The organism is Paenibacillus sp. FSL P4-0081, from assembly GCF_000758565.1.
Lineage (GTDB): Bacteria > Bacillota > Bacilli > Paenibacillales > Paenibacillaceae > Paenibacillus_AQ > Paenibacillus_AQ phytohabitans.
In genome coordinates, this window is record NZ_CP009280.1 from 2,279,312 (window position 1) to 2,296,073 (window position 16,762).

At 50.7% G+C, this 16,762-nt stretch carries 16 protein-coding genes; 13 read left to right on the top strand and 3 right to left on the bottom strand.

The annotated features are described in order from the left end of the window. Positions 1-14 precede the first annotated feature (14 nt). The 4 genes from P40081_RS09640 to P40081_RS09655 all read left to right on the top strand — a co-directional run bounded on the left by P40081_RS09640 (position 15) and on the right by P40081_RS09655 (position 4,714). Positions 15-1,232: an MFS transporter gene (locus P40081_RS09640; RefSeq protein WP_042135065.1), complete on the top strand. Its 1,218-nt coding sequence runs from the start codon at positions 15-17 to the stop codon at positions 1,230-1,232. Between the two features lie 265 nt (positions 1,233-1,497). Next, a complete protein-coding gene (locus tag P40081_RS09645; protein ID WP_042135067.1) occupies positions 1,498-1,752 on the top strand; it encodes a DUF7660 family protein in 255 nt (84 codons plus the stop codon). Between the two features lie 575 nt (positions 1,753-2,327). Further along, the gene (gene dcuS, locus P40081_RS09650) at positions 2,328-3,995 is read left to right on the top strand and encodes a DcuS/MalK family sensor histidine kinase (protein ID WP_081969894.1); all 1,668 of its coding nucleotides are present in this window, start codon (positions 2,328-2,330) and stop codon (positions 3,993-3,995) included. Beyond that, entirely contained in the window at positions 3,992-4,714 is a 723-nt protein-coding gene (locus P40081_RS09655; RefSeq protein ID WP_042135068.1) for a response regulator, read from the top strand. The genes dcuS and P40081_RS09655 overlap by 4 nt, the downstream gene beginning before the upstream one ends. Before the next feature lie 52 nt (positions 4,715-4,766). On the opposite strand, the gene P40081_RS09660 is transcribed toward P40081_RS09655, so the two are convergent. Beyond that, complete coding sequence (locus tag P40081_RS09660; RefSeq protein ID WP_042135070.1) at positions 4,767-5,600, bottom strand: MurR/RpiR family transcriptional regulator; 834 nt, start codon at positions 5,598-5,600, stop codon at positions 4,767-4,769. 178 nt (positions 5,601-5,778) lie between these two features. Here P40081_RS09660 and P40081_RS09665 point away from each other — a divergent pair, with 178 nt between their 5' ends. Genes P40081_RS09665 through P40081_RS09680 form a run of 4 tightly spaced genes read left to right on the top strand, consistent with a single transcriptional unit; the run spans position 5,779 to position 10,047 of the window. Beyond that, entirely contained in the window at positions 5,779-6,657 is an 879-nt protein-coding gene (locus P40081_RS09665) for a DUF8171 family membrane protein (protein ID WP_042135072.1), read from the top strand. After that, positions 6,650-8,398 (top strand): ABC transporter ATP-binding protein, encoded by a 1,749-nt coding sequence (locus tag P40081_RS09670; protein ID WP_042135073.1) that lies wholly within the window; start codon positions 6,650-6,652, stop codon positions 8,396-8,398. The genes P40081_RS09665 and P40081_RS09670 overlap by 8 nt, the downstream gene beginning before the upstream one ends. Next, positions 8,385-9,218, top strand: a complete 834-nt coding sequence (locus P40081_RS09675; RefSeq protein WP_042135075.1) for an energy-coupling factor transporter transmembrane component T family protein — start codon at positions 8,385-8,387, stop codon at positions 9,216-9,218. Before P40081_RS09670 ends, P40081_RS09675 begins: the two co-directional genes overlap by 14 nt. A gap of 34 nt (positions 9,219-9,252) precedes the next feature. After that, entirely contained in the window at positions 9,253-10,047 is a 795-nt protein-coding gene (locus P40081_RS09680; protein ID WP_042135077.1) for a PHP domain-containing protein, read from the top strand. A gap of 106 nt (positions 10,048-10,153) precedes the next feature. Here P40081_RS09680 and P40081_RS09685 read toward each other — a convergent pair whose 3' ends face one another. Beyond that, the gene (locus P40081_RS09685; RefSeq protein ID WP_042135079.1) at positions 10,154-10,612 is read right to left on the bottom strand and encodes a hypothetical protein; all 459 of its coding nucleotides are present in this window, start codon (positions 10,610-10,612) and stop codon (positions 10,154-10,156) included. Between the two features lie 179 nt (positions 10,613-10,791). Between P40081_RS09685 and P40081_RS09690 the strand changes: the two genes are divergently transcribed. Further along, positions 10,792-12,351 carry a flavocytochrome c gene (locus tag P40081_RS09690; RefSeq protein WP_042135081.1) on the top strand — a complete coding sequence of 520 codons (1,560 nt, stop codon included), beginning with the start codon at positions 10,792-10,794 and terminating at the stop codon, positions 12,349-12,351. 135 nt (positions 12,352-12,486) lie between these two features. Here P40081_RS09690 and P40081_RS09695 read toward each other — a convergent pair whose 3' ends face one another. Beyond that, positions 12,487-13,725, bottom strand: coding sequence for an NAD(P)/FAD-dependent oxidoreductase (locus P40081_RS09695; RefSeq protein WP_042135084.1), 1,239 nt, complete (start codon positions 13,723-13,725; stop codon positions 12,487-12,489). A 187-nt stretch (positions 13,726-13,912) separates the two neighbouring features. On the opposite strand from P40081_RS09695, the gene P40081_RS09700 reads away from it, so the two are divergent. From P40081_RS09700 to P40081_RS09715, 4 genes are all read left to right on the top strand, one after another. Next, positions 13,913-14,146 carry a hypothetical protein gene (locus P40081_RS09700; protein ID WP_039308384.1) on the top strand — a complete coding sequence of 78 codons (234 nt, stop codon included), beginning with the start codon at positions 13,913-13,915 and terminating at the stop codon, positions 14,144-14,146. Positions 14,147-14,214: 68 nt separating this feature from the next. Continuing rightward, the gene (locus P40081_RS09705; RefSeq protein WP_042135086.1) at positions 14,215-14,610 is read left to right on the top strand and encodes a spore coat protein; all 396 of its coding nucleotides are present in this window, start codon (positions 14,215-14,217) and stop codon (positions 14,608-14,610) included. 206 nt (positions 14,611-14,816) lie between these two features. Continuing rightward, entirely contained in the window at positions 14,817-15,317 is a 501-nt protein-coding gene (locus tag P40081_RS09710) for an Lrp/AsnC family transcriptional regulator (protein ID WP_039308379.1), read from the top strand. A gap of 13 nt (positions 15,318-15,330) precedes the next feature. After that, positions 15,331-16,521, top strand: a complete 1,191-nt coding sequence (locus P40081_RS09715) for an aminotransferase class I/II-fold pyridoxal phosphate-dependent enzyme (RefSeq protein ID WP_042135087.1) — start codon at positions 15,331-15,333, stop codon at positions 16,519-16,521. The last annotated feature ends 241 nt before the right edge of the window (positions 16,522-16,762 follow it).

The following is a 16,762-nucleotide window of genomic DNA, read 5'->3' on the forward strand; positions in this document are numbered from 1 at the left end:
CAGGGAGGTATAGCATGAGGAGGTTATTACGGAACCAGGCGGCGCTGCTGCTCGCTGTGGGCGGGCTTTACCTGCTGGCTACGGTGCTGGCAGGTACTTTTTTGAACGTATATTTGTGGAAAAGCCGGCAGAACTTCGCCATGATCGGCTGGTTTACGGTTGCCCAGCAGCTCGCAGTCGGACTAAGCTTCTGGCTGGGCGGCAAATGGGTGAAGGAGCATAACAAAATGAATGCCCTGCGGCTGGGAATTGCCGTTTCGGGCTTTTTTTATTTGCTGGTGCTCTGGCTGCGCGGAGAAGCGGTGCATTATATCTGGCCGCTGGGACTCATTCTCGGTCTTTCCATCGGGTTCTACTGGCTGGCTTTTAATATTGTTTTCTTTGAGATTACCGAGGCGGACAACCGCGATTTCTTCAACGGCTGGATGGGACTGCTGGGTTCGCTGACGGGCATTGTAGGTCCGTGGGTGTCGGGTAGTCTGATCTCCTTGTGGCATGGGGACAAGGGCTACCGTATTGTGTTTATCCTGTCCCTGTGCATCTATGGAGTGGCTGCTGTACTCAGCTTTGGGCTGGAGAAGCGGCCGCGCGGCGGAACTTACCTGTGGCTGGAGCCCTGGCGCGAGCTTAGCCGCAAGGAGAGTCCCTGGCGGCCTGCTGCGGCGGCGCTGCTGTTCCAGGGAGTACGGGAGGGCGTATTCTCGTTCCTGATCGGACTGCTGGTCTATATTGCCGCCCGTGAGGAGAGTAAGCTTGGGCAGTTCGCGCTGATTACCTCGGCAGTTTCTTTGATCAGCTACTATGCGGCCGGCAAATGGTTCAAGCCTGGAACCCGCTTCAGGGGGATGCTGGCAGGCAGTCTGCTGCTGGCCGTTTTCATTCTGCCGCTTCTGTGGAAGGTGAATTACGCCACGCTGTTAATTATGGGTATTGGAACCTCGCTGTGCATCCCGCTCTACATGCTGCCGATGACGTCTACCAGCTTCGACCTGATGGGTGTCTCTGAAGAGAGTGCCGGCAAACGGGTGGAGCTGGTTGTGCTTAGAGAGCTGAGTCTGATGACCGGGCGGCTGATGGGGCTGCTTGTGTTCATTGCTGTGCTGTCGGTCAATCAGTCCCCGCAGGCTGTCACTTGGCTTATGCTGCTGCTGGGAACGGCTCCGCTGGGGGGCTGGCTGGTGCTGCGGCGGTTGCTTGATTTAAATGTTCACAAAAAGAACAATGTTAACTGATTTGCTGACGCACTTAAATCAAGGGGATTTTCATCAAGTGATTTAAAAACCATTGTGTTTGGAAAGATGATGCAGGAAATATATGAACGTTGGATTATCGAAGATTATCCGCATTTAGAATTGCCGGTACTGAAAAATACCAGTACAATGGGTTACTAAAAAAATGGTTGAAAGTAAAAATGGAGTAATATAACAAAAAAGGTGTAAATTAAATTGAATGGAAATGGACGATGGAATTAATCTTGCGATACAGTAGGAGGGGAACATGGAATTATATAATGAAATAAAAAAAGTTAGTGATAAAGATCTTTTTACAGAATTTATTGGTATGTTAATTAAGGATTTTAAATTAAACCCTGATGTTTGGGAAAATAGAGACATTGAGAGTTTTCTCGAAGGAATAAAGTCTTGGGTAGAGGATATGGAAGGTTATTATGAAAATAACAATTTACAAATACCTCAAGTTATAGATTGGAACTTTCTTGCGAATTTATTTTATGTCGGGAGGGTGTATGAATAATAAGTGCTAATAAATGTCTGTTTAATCTTGATTGGCTCACAGCCTTTCAAGGTACTTCTTTGGTGGAGTCTATCGATTACCGAATGATGGATTGAAAAGATATGTAAAATATATAGACTTAGCACCAGATGGTTCAATAGTATCGTTTGAGGAAGGTAAGGTGAAATCTGTGGATGATTGGAGAAATATAAAAATACCAGGTATTGTATCGATACGAAAGTGTGCATGAAGATGATTTTGAAATAGCTGACCCATATGATTTTTAATAAAACTGAAACCTTAAATGGCTTCCGGTCTATCAAGGTTTCTTTTTGCCTATTTGTCGTAAGGTCAGTCACCATGATGGCCTTTTTTTGTTATCGTATATCCAATCTTTTTTCCTAGCGAAGCAGTGAGAGGATATAAATAACTAATTGAAACTTCTGTAAGTCATCTAAAAGATTGAAAGATAAATTCCCTTCATGTACTGTTATTAGATCGGTAAATTCAGAATAGCGTGATCCAGTTTTCTAGCTTACCTTAAATAATTCTAGTCTTTGTAGCAGTTCATTGAAGATGAGGAGGCATGGGCATCCTTGGCCAAGAAAAAAAGCTATAGCCTAAGGACAACGGTAGCGGTGATGGTATCTGCTGTTGTAGTCCTGGTGCTGCTGGTCTTATATATTATATTCCGCAATCAGATTATTCCCCAGACCCGGCATGCGCTGGAGGATAAGGCCATTACGATTGCCCGCACGATTGCCCTGATGCCGCTGCTCTCAGAGGGCTTAAGCGAAGGGAACAGCAAGGGGATTCAAGCCTACACCTCCAAGATTACACGCCGTAATGATATATTGTTTGTAGTGGTGATGGATATGAACAGCATCCGGTATTCGCATCCGGATGCCTCCAAGGTAGGACTGCCCTTCGTGGGAGGCGGGCAGGAGGCTGCGCTGCGCGGACAAGAGAGCATCTCCGAAGGAACAGGGACGCTCGGGAATTCGTTGCGGGCATTCGTGCCGGTCTATGACGGCAGAGGGCATCAGCTCGGGGTCGTAGTAGCTGGACTGTCAATGGACAGGGTGCAGCGTCTGGTCAGGCAGAATGAATGGACGATTATTGCCATTCTGGTCTCAGGCGCGCTGTTTGGAGCCGGAGGCGCCTTTGTTCTGGCGAAGAGGATCAAGCAAATGATGTTCGGTATGGAGCCTGCCGATATTTCCAGACTCCTGCAGGAACGCAGCGCCATGCTGGAATCCATTCGCGAGGGGATTATTGCGATTGACCAGGAAGCGCGCATTACGCTTATCAATATGGAGGCGCACCGGCTTCTCAAGGCGGCAGGGATCAACGGCGCCGTTGTAAACCGGCAGATTGCCGATTATTGGCCAGAGCTGCGTCTGGAGCATGTGCTGGCCAGCGGGGAAGGCAGGCAGGACCAGGAGCTGGAGCTGGGCGGTATCTCCCTGCTCGTAAGCAGCCTGCCGGTCCGCGTAGGCGGCGAGATTGCCGGAGCCATCGCTACATTTCGTGACAAGACTGAGCTGGCAGTTCTGGCCGAACGGCTGTCGGGTATTTCTGTCTATGCAGACGCCTTGCGGGCAGGTGCCCATGAATTCATGAACAAGCTGCATGTGATTATGGGCATGACGCATATGGGCTTATATGACGAGCTGCAGCAGTATATTCTGGGAACGGCAAATAACTACCAGCAGGAGATCGGGGCCATCACGAGACAGATTAAGGACCCGGCTATGGCGGGTTTTCTGCTGGGTAAGCTGAGCCGGGCGCGCGAGACGGGAATTGAACTGCTGCTGACTGCGGACAGTTATCTGCCGGAATCGGCAGATTCGCAGGTTATTCATGAGCTGATTACGATTGCCGGGAATTTGCTGGACAATGCGATGGAAGCGCTGGGCGGCCCGGGACCTGATGAACACAGCAGCGATGTATACAGCAGAGATGTACACGGCAGAGATGTACACAGTAATAAGCGGATCGGGCTTGCTTTTCACTATGAAGAGGGAAGGCTGCTGTGTGAGGTTAGCGACAACGGCCCGGGGATTCCGGAGGCACTCCGGGAGCAGATATTCGTCCAGGGCTTCTCATCCAAGGGGGAACACCGGGGAATCGGACTGTATTTGGTCAGGAAGAGTGTAGATAAACTGCAGGGACATCTTCAGATTGCCGCCTGCGGCGGCGGGCAGGGAACCACGTTCATCGTTGATGTGCCATATGCTGCAAAGGGTGAGGAGAGCCAATGAACATTAAAGTGCTGATTGTAGAAGATGACCCGATGGTAGCGAAATTCAACCGCCATTATCTCGAACAGGTCCAGGGCTTCGAGTTCGCGGGCTGGGCGGCTTCAGGAGATGAGGCCTTGAAGATGCTGGCGGAACAGGAGATCGATCTCCTGCTGCTGGATATCTATATGCCCGGTACCAGCGGGCTTCAGCTGTTGTCCACGCTCCGGGAGCAGGGAAGCAAGGCGGATATCATTGTGATCTCCGCCGCCAGCGATAATGCAAGCATCCGCAAGGCGCTGCAGAACGGGGCTGTGGATTACCTGATCAAGCCATTTGAGTTTGCCCGTTTTCAGGCGGCTTTGTCGGCATACCGCGAAGACTTTCGGTTAATGCACAAGGAGCATCTGAGCCAGGAACAGCTGGATAAGCTGCTGCGCCATTCCGCTCCGGAGGCTGAAGAAGACAAGAGTGGGGCGCAGAGCCTGCCCAAAGGTCTTACCGAAGGCACACTGGAGAGCATCTGGGATACGATTAAGCAGCTGCAGAACCCGGTATTCTCCACTGAAGATATCAGCAGCCAGGCGCCGATTTCGCGGATTTCCGTCCGCAAATATCTGGCTTTTCTGACCGAGGCAGGCATTCTGGAGATGGAGCTCAGCTACGGCGCGGTAGGCAGACCGGTATATATGTACAAGGTGAAGCCGGAGGGGAAGGACTATATAAGTAGATATTTATAAGCGGCAAGCGTGTTAGCGGGGACCTTCGGGTCCTTTTTTTATTATTGCGGGTTCAGGTACGCGGAAGCTTCCCTCCATACTGCGCCCGCAGCTGCTGGAGCTTGTCAAGATTGCTCAGGTTATGATCCCGGTTGACCAGTCCTACACCGAGAATCAGATTCTCAATGATATAAATAGGGCCGACCATTGAATGAAACTCCCAAACCTCGCCTCTTCCGGCATACAACACGATATCTGCATCCTGTGAACGGGGATATACAAGTCTGTCAGTGATCAGAATGACCTGATAAGCTGCCTCCCGTGAATGGTCCAGAATCACCTCGATTTCAGGTAACAGCTGCACAAATCCAAAAACCAGTACCACATCCTGTTTGTCAGCATGCATTAGGGTCTCCAGCAGCTCATGGCCGCTCGGAGCCATCCGCTTCATCTGAAGACCAAAGCGCGCCATCCGGTAGATCATCAGTTCAGCCAGTCCGCCGCAGGGGCCGGGACAATAAACATATACAATCCGTGCAGCAGACAGACTGTATACCGCGGACTGCAGCGACGTCTCATTCAAATAACGGTGTGTCTCCTGCAGATGGTGAAGGGAATTATTCAGCAGCAGCTGGGGGAGTGAACTATCATCGGATCGCTCCATTGCGTCACGCATTTTAACCGAGGGCGTAGATTCGAACCGGAACCGTAGCCGGTTTTTGAAATCCTTGGCATGCTTGTAGCCGGCTGCTTTCCAGAAACGTGAGACGGAGGCGATGCTCAAATGGAGCTCGTCAGCAACTTCCTGCTCTGTCATATAGACAACCCGCTGCTCATTCTTCTGGATAAAATCGGCGATGATCCGCTGGTTGGGTGAGAACGGGCGGTGATTCCAGTCTTTATACATATGCGTTTCCTCCGGATGTGCTCTTTTTACACAATATAACGCTTGAAGATGTTGTAAATATTTTTACAGCGTTAAAAATTCTGAAAAAAATATTACTCCGGCTTAACAAATGGAAAAACCTGTGCTGACATGGCCTTTTTATAATAAAGATAAATTCCTGTAGGGAGGCCAACTGTTTATGAGCACGTTAAAGACCCGCTACACGCTGACCCAATCTCAAAAAATGATGATTTTTGTGCTGTCGATGTCGCTGTATGGTTTGTCTAATATGTTTACGGAGCTGGTGCCTAGCATCCAGTTGGGTCCGGTTGAATTGTCGATTGAATATTTCGCTTTCATTCCTCTGACCTTATGTATGCTGTTTCACCCGTTGTATGCAGCTGTTGGAGCGGCTGTCGGCGAAGTGATCTTTGGTGAGCTGATGCTGGGTCAATTCGGCGGACTGGGCGAACTGGAGAAATTCATTACCTTCTCTCTTGCGATGTATACAGCCGGCCTTATGGTATCCGATCCGAAGAACCGTAGACAGGTAGGCGCAGCCGCAATTACCGGAGTGGCGATTCACCAGTTTTTTAGCTCAGCGGTAGATATCTTGAAGGTATGGGTCGGTGTGGAGGAACTGGAAGCGGTTAAGGGTCTGGCGGAAAGTATCGTCATCATCGAAGGTGTCGGATTTCTGAATGATGTGCTGTTCTCGGGCATTCTGTTCGCCCTTCTGCCTACGATGTATCTGGTTCCCCGCTTGTACGGCAAGATTGAGCCGCTGCTCGGCATGAAGCCGCGTGAGCGGAATATGAAATATGCATCCGGGGTCTGGCTGTCGCCAAAGCTTGTCATTTCAGGTACGATTCTGATCATGATTGCGCTAGGTTCTGAATTGTTGTCGGAATCAGGCTGGAACATCGGTGATTTTGAATTTGCCTGGGCTGAGTCAGGTGAGGAAAAGCTGATCTGGCTGAGCATGCTGGTTGCCGTCATCATTGCGGTTGTGACCATTCTATCGCTAATCCGGCGTGCTGCACGCAGGCGTCAGGAAGGAGGACAGGCAGATGCATGAACTGGTCCTGGAGCTTAGAGGAGTGTCCTTTACTTACCCGGGGGCGGAACAATCTGTACTGCGGGATGTATCCCTGCAACTGGAGAAAGGGGATTTTGTTGCCGTTATCGGCAGCAACGGATCCGGCAAATCCACACTCTGTAAATGCTTCAATGGATTAATCCCGCATTATTACACAGGAGATTTCGCCGGAGAAGCGGTGATTTGCGGTCAACCGGCGGAAGGGCGGAGTGTCGCTGAACTATCCAGGCATATCGGTTATGTCTATCAGGACTTCGAGAACCAGCTGGTGCGTCCGACCGTGCTTGATGATGTTTCTTTTACCCCGCTGAACTATGGTTTTGCGGACTACAAGGAACGGGGAGAACGGGCGCTGGCGTTGACCGGACTTAGCGAACTGAGAAATGAATTTATCTGGCAGCTTAGCGGTGGGCAAAAGCACTTGCTGGCTCTTGCGGGAGCACTGGCAATGGATCCGGAAATACTGGTCATAGATGAGCCGGTAGCCCAGCTTGATCCGCAGCATGCACGTCATATCTATGATATCCTGCGGCAATTGAATGAGCTGCACGGGAAGACCATCGTAGTCATTGAGCACCATGCCGAATTTATAGCAGAATACTGCAGGAACGTTATCCTAATGGATAAAGGATCCATACGCTGGCAGAAGCCGGTACGTGATGCTTTGTCCTCTGTACAAGAATTGCTGGAACTTGGCATTTATCCGCCGGATGTGACCAGAGCTGTCTGGATGCTGGAGGAGAATGACCGGAATGCAGGACAGTTCCCTTTGACCCCTGAAGAGGGGCTTGACCGGATGATCCGCCGTAAAGGGCCGGCTGGGCAGGCCGGGTCCGCCTATCCAGTCTGCGGGCAGATCCCCACAGGCGTAGGAGATGTGGATTCTATCGTTAAAATGAAGGATGTTCACCTGTCGTACCGCACGATTCACAAGACACTTCATCCTGTTCTGAACGGGGTAAAGCTGGAGCTCAAACACGGGGAATCGGTTGCCCTTATCGGTAACAACGGTGCAGGGAAATCATCCTTAATGAAACTGATTTCAGGTATTGCCAGACCCTCCTCAGGAACGGTTAATGTGAAAGGCATAGAAGTCAATGGTGTGCCGCCCGAGCGCCTGTCCGGTACGGTTGCTTATGTATTTCAGAATCCGGAGGATATGTTTATCGAGGATTCTGTACGTAAAGAAATCTCCTATTATCTGAAGGCCCGGAAGTTAGCGGATACAGACCGGAGAGTAGAAGAGATGCTCCAGGCGTTCCGGCTTAGTGAGCTCGCTGAGCGGGATGCCCGTCTGCTGAGCGGCGGCCAGCAGCGGCGGGTATCCCTGGCAATCGGTGCCGCTGTCCGCCCTGCAGTTATGCTGCTTGACGAGCCCACCGCGAATCTGGATATTTCGACCAAGCAGGAAATGGTTAGCGTTCTTGAGACATTGCGGAGCCATGTGGAGACGGTGGTAATCGCCACTCATGATATGCAGCTTGTGTCTGAATGGGCCAGTAGAATTATTGTTATGCATCAGGGACAGATCATTGCTGACGGAACGAAGGATGAAATATTTGCTGACGGAATGCTCTTGAGGCGTGCCGGATTGGCAGAGACACAATTAATGAAGCTAAGCCGCATACTCGGCCTGCCGCGCATTTGCTGCAGCCTGGACGAGTTTGTGAGCCAAGTGGAGCTACAGAAGGAGGTGGCCGGAATCTATGGAGGCTGTTAAAAAAGCGCTGGACCGGATCTCTGTAGAACAGATCAAGCTGGAATTACTGGGGACCGCGTATAACAACAGCGCTACCTTTCTGGGCAGGCTTGACCCCCGGACACTGCTGTTATGGTATTTGTTTTTTGCCATCGTGCCCTGGTTTGTGCATAACCGGACAATCTTATTAGGAATGTTCGTGTTCATGGTCATAACAACTGTCCTGTCACGGGTTAGTCCGCTAATCATCTGTATCCTGTGCCTTGGCCTGACCGGCCAGATCGGCTGGATGTTCGTGCTGACGCTTTTTTTCGGAGGGGGGAGTGAATCCCTGCTGCCAATGTTAACGCTGACGCTGAAGCTTTCTGTCATTTCACTGGCGAGCATCACTGTATTCTCCAGTCTGGATCCCGAACGGCTTAGTGACGGACTTTTATCCTTAGGCATACCTGATGCCTTTGCATTTAGTTTATCTTACGGTTATCGTATTCTGCCTACTTTGCTGGAAGAATTCCACCAGATATTGTTGTCCTTCAGACTCAGGGGGCAAAGACCGCATCGTCACGGGGTGTTCTACTGGAGAACAGCTGCGTATTACTTGCGGATTGTGGTGCTGGTCTTCTACCCGCTCATGCTCAATACAGCCAAACGGTCGCGAACCACGATTGAAGCACTGGAGACACGCGGATTCAGCTACGGTCTCAGCAATCCGAAGGTGAAGAAGATCAAGCTGTCCTATTTGCGGATGAAGAGGCCGGACTGGGCTTTTTTATCCGGTTCAACGATTTACATTATACTGCTGTTCTGGTTTGGAACCCTGTACCCTGAGCTGGTGTATTAACCTAATCTGCAAACTTAAAAGGAGCCTAACCTATATGAATATTGATCTGCACACACACGGCAAATTGTCCAAGAAATCAGCATTTTCCCCGGCGTATTTCGCAGAAATGATGTCGGAAGCTAAAGTGAACGGACTGCAGGCAGCCGCTTTGACAGAGCATTTTAATACTTCTAATTTCTTCGCAATGTACGAGGCACTGGATCAGATGTATCCGTATAACGGACATTACTATGATGTGGACGGGCTGAAGCTGTTTCCGGGAATGGAAGTGGATATTGCCGAGACAGGCCACATCTTGCTGATCGGGCTTAAGGAGAATGTTCTTGCTGTCCGTTCTTTGCTGGAAGATTACACTGCTCAGGGTAGCTTTATTCCTTTCTTGAGACTGCTGGATCTGGCGGATGAATTCAATCTGTGGAAAATAGGGGCCCATCCGTTCCGCACCTCTACTCCACTTCATCAATTGGACCCTCAGCTGCTTAAGCGGCTGGATGCGTTTGATTTCAATGCTAAAGACATTTACGTGCAGGGGGCTGAAGCCTACAAGAACCTGATTACGCCATTTGCAGAGAAGCTTGGCGTTCCTGTGGTTGCCGGCAGTGACAGTCATCAATGCCTGCAGTATGGCAGCGTAATGAACCGGCTACATGTATCCTGCTCTACAGTTGAGGAATTGAAGGAGGCTATTAAGCAGGGGGACTATGAGATGAAGCTTTCACCGTGTCTCCATACCAAGGTGAAGGCTTCGGTCATGATGAAGAAGCTGCTGAAGCAGCTTGCCGGCGAAGCGCCTTCCAGAGATGAAGCGGAGATTGGCTATCTGGCTTAAAGCGGCCCTAAAATACTATGAAGTCATGTCCGGACTCCTCCGGCCATGACTTCATAGGTAATGTCTTCTATGCTTCCGGGGATGATTTACGCTACGCCTTGCGGTTTTAAGCAAAAGCCAGATTCAATGCCTGCGGATGGAAGGAACCCATAATTTTATAAGCTTTTAAATGCGGATTGTTCATATCATTATCGTAAATAATCATATGCTGCCTGCCCTTGAGAATGATATCAAACCGCTGCTTCCGGTCAGCCTGTACGATGGTAATATAATAGCTGTATTTGTTGTCTGTGCTTACATTCCGCGCTGATTTCATTAACCGGACGTCGGCGAAATCATCACATATTTGTTTGATGGCCTCCGGCTCCGTAACCACAATATCCTTCTGTTCACCGGGAACAGAGGACAGACGGGTAATTTCAAGGGAGGCGATATCCTCCAGCCGGATGGTTCTGGCCACCACTTTTTTGAAGGAAGTGTAACGGTTTGCTGTATAGGTCATTAGAGAAACACCAGCTGCGGTCAGGATGGCGCCGGCAAGCATATATTTTTTGCTTTTGTCCATGGTTCAGTTCCTCCTAGTCATACGATTGTGTAAGTCCCAATTATAAAACTATAAACATCCGCACGCAAATTCACTTACTTTAGTTACTTAATGATTTCTTTAATTACGTAAGCTTCCAAGGACAGCCCTTTTGCGGATATGATAATTGTGAAAATATGCACAAGGGGGCAAGCGTTACTATGAAAAAGAGATATGCAGCGACTCTTATACTCGTTCTTTCCGTTATGCTGGTTATCGCAGGCTGCGGTAACAACAATGCTAACGGCAGTGTGAATGAGAGCAAGGGTAAGAACAGCGCAACCACAGAGCCTGCAGCAACCACTGCACCTAAAGAGACAGCCGAAGCCGTATCGGGAGCATCCGAAGCGAGCTATACACCGTACGATCAGTTAAAAGATAAATATGATATCATCATTGTCGGCGCAGGCGGTGCCGGAATGTCGGCGGCGCTGGAAGCCAAGGCTAACGGCATGAACCCGGTTATTTTGGAGAAAATGCCGGTTGCCGGCGGTAACACCACCAAATCCTCCTCGGGTATGAACGCTTCGCAGACGAAGTTCCAGAAGGAGCAGGGCATCGAGGATACCAATGATCTGTTCTATGAAGAGACACTGGCAGGCGGCCATGATACGAACAACAAGGAGTTGCTCCGCTTTTTCGTGGACAATTCCGCAAGTGCCATTGACTGGCTGGATTCGATCGGAATCCGTTTGAACAATATTACGATTACCGGCGGAATGAAAGAGAAGCGCACCCACCGTCCGGAAGACGGCTCAGCAGTCGGACAATATCTGGTTGCCGGACTCGTAAGAAATGTACAAGAGCAAGGGATTCCCTTGTTCGTTAATGCGGATGTGAAGGAACTTACAGTACAGGATGGCAAGGTGAACGGCGTCAAGGTGCTGTTCAACCAGGCCGATGAGAAAACAATTACCGGATCAGCAGTGATCGTAACAACCGGCGGATTCGGCGCTAATATGGAGATGATTACCGAAGTCAGACCTGACCTCGAGGGTTATGTGACCACGAACCAGATCGGCAGCACAGGCGACGGCATCCGGATGATTGAACAGGCTGGCGGCACAACGGTAGATCTGGATCAGATTCAGGTACACCCGACTGTACAGCAGGAGAAATCCTACCTGATCGGTGAAGCGGTCCGGGGCGAAGGTGCAATTCTGGTGTCCAGCGAGGGCAAACGTTTCGGCAACGAAATGGATACTCGTGATAAAGTGACAGCTTCCATCAATACACTTCCGGAGAAATCAGCGTATCTGGTGTTTGATTCCGGCGTGAAATCCCGCGTCAAAGCGGTGGACCAGTACATCAAGATGGGTGTAGTCAAAACAGCGGATACCATCGAATTGCTGGCAGAACAAATGAACGTTCCGGCAGATCAGCTGAAGAAGACCGTAGATACCTGGAACAGCGCAGTGAAGAATAAGTCGGATGCGGAATTCGGCAGAACAACAGGCATGGATAATGATCTGTCCGGCGCACCGTATTACGCGATCCAAATCGGCCCGGGAATTCACTACACCATGGGCGGTGTGGTGATTAACACCAATACAGAGGTCTTGAACAAAGACGGCAAAGCGATCACAGGACTTTTTGCAGCAGGTGAGGTAGTCGGCGGATTACACGGCCAGAACCGGATCGGCGGGAATTCTGTAGCCGAGATTATTATCTTTGGACGGCAGGCAGGGATCAAATCTGCTGAATTTGTAAAAGCACAATAAGCTATTATTCCATATTGTCAGCTTTATTATAAAAAGGGATGCTCCGCAGCCATCAGGCTTGCGGAGCATCCCTTTCCTGCGTGTCCTTGCTGCTGCTCCTGCCGGATGCAGCAAGGCTCCCGCAGGCTCAGCTGCTTACGCCTGAATTGCCGGAGACGGCGCAGGCTTCGTTGTACGGGTCAGCGAGAACAGCTCCAGCTCGGGGCGCACCTTGCCGGCAAGGGTATCTGCGAGCAGTTCGGCCGCGATCATGCTGTAGACGGTTCCGTTGCCCCCGTAGCCTTCAATGAAATAGCAGTGCGGGTACTCCGGATGCGGCCCCATATAAGGCAAGCCGTCACGGGTAGAGCCGAAGACCGCTCCCCAGGAGTATTCAGCCTCTATTCCCTGAAGCTCCGGGAACAGGGCCACAAGCTCCTCCAGCAGCCGCTGGCATTGGGAGAGCACACGGACATCGCGGCGCTCGGGACTGGTGAGCTGTTCATCCTTGCCTCCGGCAATGATCCGTCCGTCCGGTGTGGTCCGGAAGTACAGATAAGGCCGCGCTGTTTCCCAGAGCAGACTTTGCTCATGCCATTTGGGGAAGTCCGTAAGAGGCCTCGTCATGATGGCATATGTATTGATCAGCTCCGCGCCCCGGTCCTTTTTCATATCCTGCGTTTCATACCCCATGGCAAACACAACATTTTTCGCAAAAATCCGGCCATTCGCTGTATGGCAGACCACGCCGTCAGCACTATATTCGTAATTAAGGGCTTCGGTATGCTCATAGACCCGGACTCCGCCGGAGTGGGCTTTATCGATCAGGCTGTGCACGGTCCGGAACGGATTGGTCTCGGCATCGCCCCGGGAGAAGAGCGCAGCCGGTTTGGAGAAGGAATAATGCGACCGTACTTTATCCTCATCCCAGAATTCAGAATCAAATCCATGCCGGATCAGGTTTTCATTTTCCAGCTTCAGGGCGGGTACATCTTCAGGGACGCTGGCATACAGCAGACTGCTGCGTTCTATGATCTGCGGATCAATATCCAGCTTGCCCGGCAGGTCGAGAATCGCGCGGACGCCCTGCTGGCACAGCTTATAGAACAGCACGCCGTTCTCTTCCCCGAAGGTATTCATGCAGGCGGTCAGCGACTTGTCGTTCGCGATCTGCAGCAGTCCCGTATTGGCGTGGGAGCTTCCGCTGCCCACTGCTCTTTTATCGATGAGAACGGTATCCGCTCCGCTGAGGGACATACGGTAGGACATCGTCGCCCCGCCCATGCCGCCGCCTACAATAAGACAGTCACAGGTAATATCTTCATTTAGTACCGGATACACCGGCGGTTGAAGCAGTGTATTCTCCCAGGGCAGCTGCCCGCTGATGAGTTTCATGGTATGGTCGCTCCTTTATATAATCCAGGTAAGGTATTGTTTGCAGTTTGGCAGCCGCTCATGCGCGGTATATAAGGTGTTAATCCGATTTTTGCAGAAGCAGCTTTGCGCTTATTGGCACATAAAGTGTTCTGCTCTGCGGCATACTAAGGAACGCTTGAACATCCAGAAGGAGGGAATACTGAACATGCAATCTAACCAAATGCAGGCGCTTAGCGGAAAAGAACTGGAATATATCGCAGATTCCATTTCCAACGAAGATTTGCTGATTAAGCAGCTGGCCGCTACAGCCGGAACCACTCAAAACTCCACGGTGCAGGGAATCTGTGTACAGCAAATTCAAAGTCATACCCACCATATGGATATGCTTGTACAGCTGCTGCATCAGCACCAGCAGTATGCACCAACCCAGCCGCAATAATTATTACTGGCCGCAACACAAATTTGATGCCGGGAGGCATATCCCACAAACTTTAAGGAGGTTTTACTGTGTACGCACAAAACGGAACGCCATTCATGGCAGATGAGGATTTACTGAACACGGTTTTGGCTGATTTGAAGCGGACAGTCCGTGAATATACAACAGCAGCTACAGAATCGAATTGTCCTACGGTACGCCGGGTATTCAATGATCTGACGATGGATACGCTCAGACTTCAGGGAGAGCTGTATAACCAAATGTCACAAATGAACATGTATACTGCTCCGGGGAAAGCTCTGCGTCAGGATGTAGACAAGCAGATTCAGACTGCACAGCAGACCCAGCAGAAATGCCAGCAGTTCGTGCGTGAGAAGACAGGCGGAGCCGGTGCCTACAATCAGGCCTCCAATGTTCCGCTGCATCAGGCCAATGTCCAGCACAATAACGGTTCTTACTATATGTAACCCTCACGCGGGGCGGATGAAGCATAGGACTGCCGTCCGCTGGTGTAGAGAAACACAAATTAAAAGATCCATTGTAACCCCGCCCAGGCGGGGTTATTTTGTTTGCAGAACTGTCATTTTCGTGTCATATTAATACTAAACTCTTTTCGCAGGCGCTCTGCCCTGATGCAGGGGTACCGGACTGGCGAACTATCCGGAGGGAAGGCATGAAGGAAATGAATGATTTGAAGAGGAAAGTGCTGGAACTGCTCAAGGAGGACGCGCGAAGCTCTACAGCTTTAATGGCAACCCTGCTTGGTGCGGAAGAAGAAGATGTCAAAACCGTAATTGCACAAATGGAACAGGATCATGTCATCGTGAAATATGCGACTGTGGTTAATTGGGATAAAGTGGACGATGAACGCGTGACTGCGCTGATCGAGGTTCAGATTACACCGGAACGCGGCCGGGGCTTCGAAGGCATTGCCGAGCGGATCTATCTGTATCCGCAGGTCAAATCCGTCTATCTGATGTCCGGCGCATACGATTTGCTGGTCGAAGTGGAAGGCCGCAATCTGCGGGAGGTCGCCAATTTCGTCTCCGAGAAGCTGTCGCCGATTGATGCGGTACTCTCTACCAAAACTAACTTTACGCTCAAAAAATACAAACAGGACGGTATCATTTTTGAAGAGCATGAAGAAGACAACCGTCTGATGATATCTCCGTGAAGGATGTAATGCCATGATTACGAAGTCGATGAATTCCTATTTGGCCCCGCTGGTCCAGCAGATACAGCCCTCGGGCATCCGTAAGTTTTTTGATCTGGCGGCAGGCAGCAAGGATATTATTTCACTGGGTGTCGGGGAACCGGATTTCAAGACTCCCTGGCATGTCAGGGAAGCCTGCGTCTACTCGCTGGAGCGCGGCTTCACCGGTTATACCTCCAATGCCGGCATGCCGGAGCTTCGAGAAGGCATTGCCGAATATCTGCAGACCCGCTTCGCGGTGCAATATGATCCTGCGAACCAGATTATCGCCACCGTCGGCGGCAGTGAAGCGATAGATCTGGCGCTCCGGGCCTTGATCTCACCGGGAGACGAGATTCTGATTCCCGAGCCTTGCTATATCTCTTATTCACCGATAACAGCAATCGGCGGCGGGATTCCGGTCGGTATTGAGACCTTCGGAGAGAATAACTTCAAGCTTACGGCGGCAGATCTGGAAGCCAAGATCACCCCGCGCTCCAAGATTCTTATTCTCTGCTATCCGAGCAATCCGACGGGTGCGATTATGAGCCGTGAGGATTGGGAACCGATTGCCAAAGTGGTAGAGAAACATGATCTCATAGTAATTTCCGATGAAATTTATGCTGAATTGACCTATGGAAGCAATCATGTAAGCTTTGCCTCCCTTCCGGGCATGATTGACCGGACCATTCTGGTCAGCGGCTTCTCCAAAGCCTTCGCCATGACCGGCTGGCGGATGGGATATGCCTGCGGTCACCCGGACCTGATCTCCGCGATGCTGAAGATTCACCAGTACACAGTCATGTGCGCGCCTTCGATGGGCCAGGTGGCTGCTCTGGAGGCATTGACCAATGGAATGGAAGAGAAGGACCGGATGGCGGATTCCTATAATCAGCGGCGCCGGCTGATCGTCAAAGGGCTGCGCGATGCCGGGCTGGACTGTCATGAGCCGCAAGGCGCGTTCTATGCTTTTCCGAGTATTCAGCGCACCGGGCTGACCTCCGATCAATTCGCCCAGCGCCTGCTTCTGGAATATAAGGTAGCTGCGGTTCCGGGCAGTGTATTCGGTCTGGGCGGTGAAGGATACCTCCGCTGCTCTTATGCAACCTCGGTATCCCAGCTGAACGAAGCAGTTGAACGGATTGGGGCATTTGTCTCACAGCTGGCCCGCGAGCGGGCAGAGTAATGCAAACAGAATGAAGTAAATTGAACTATAGCCGATCACTCTTCTATATGGTATTATTTTACTCTAAGGACAAGAAACACCTGTAATACACTTACATGGAGGTCTTATTCTAGAATAGGGCGCAGAGTCCGGATAGGAAGAATTCAGTATCAGGTATCCGGATATCACGCAATAATACATTAGGAGGGATGATTGTGCTGAGCGCAGATTATTACTTACCTTCCTATGGCGGGGAATGTAG

What these genes read in the sequence shown, in the direction of transcription:
- P40081_RS09690 (WP_042135081.1), top strand. Translation starts at nt 10,792, where the DNA reads ATGAAAAAGAGATATGCAGCGACTCTTATACTCGTTCTTTCCGTTATG.
- P40081_RS09700 (WP_039308384.1), top strand. Translation starts at nt 13,913, where the DNA reads ATGCAATCTAACCAAATGCAGGCGCTTAGCGGAAAAGAACTGGAATAT.
- P40081_RS09715 (WP_042135087.1), top strand. Translation starts at nt 15,331, where the DNA reads ATGATTACGAAGTCGATGAATTCCTATTTGGCCCCGCTGGTCCAGCAG.
- P40081_RS09665 (WP_042135072.1), top strand. Translation starts at nt 5,779, where the DNA reads ATGAGCACGTTAAAGACCCGCTACACGCTGACCCAATCTCAAAAAATG.
- P40081_RS09680 (WP_042135077.1), top strand. Translation starts at nt 9,253, where the DNA reads ATGAATATTGATCTGCACACACACGGCAAATTGTCCAAGAAATCAGCA.
- P40081_RS09655 (WP_042135068.1), top strand. Translation starts at nt 3,992, where the DNA reads ATGAACATTAAAGTGCTGATTGTAGAAGATGACCCGATGGTAGCGAAA.
- P40081_RS09685 (WP_042135079.1), bottom strand. Translation starts at nt 10,612, where the DNA reads ATGGACAAAAGCAAAAAATATATGCTTGCCGGCGCCATCCTGACCGCA.
- P40081_RS09670 (WP_042135073.1), top strand. Translation starts at nt 6,650, where the DNA reads ATGCATGAACTGGTCCTGGAGCTTAGAGGAGTGTCCTTTACTTACCCG.
- P40081_RS09710 (WP_039308379.1), top strand. Translation starts at nt 14,817, where the DNA reads ATGAAGGAAATGAATGATTTGAAGAGGAAAGTGCTGGAACTGCTCAAG.
- P40081_RS09640 (WP_042135065.1), top strand. Translation starts at nt 15, where the DNA reads ATGAGGAGGTTATTACGGAACCAGGCGGCGCTGCTGCTCGCTGTGGGC.
- P40081_RS09660 (WP_042135070.1), bottom strand. Translation starts at nt 5,600, where the DNA reads ATGTATAAAGACTGGAATCACCGCCCGTTCTCACCCAACCAGCGGATC.
- P40081_RS09695 (WP_042135084.1), bottom strand. Translation starts at nt 13,725, where the DNA reads ATGAAACTCATCAGCGGGCAGCTGCCCTGGGAGAATACACTGCTTCAA.
- P40081_RS09645 (WP_042135067.1), top strand. Translation starts at nt 1,498, where the DNA reads ATGGAATTATATAATGAAATAAAAAAAGTTAGTGATAAAGATCTTTTT.
- P40081_RS09675 (WP_042135075.1), top strand. Translation starts at nt 8,385, where the DNA reads ATGGAGGCTGTTAAAAAAGCGCTGGACCGGATCTCTGTAGAACAGATC.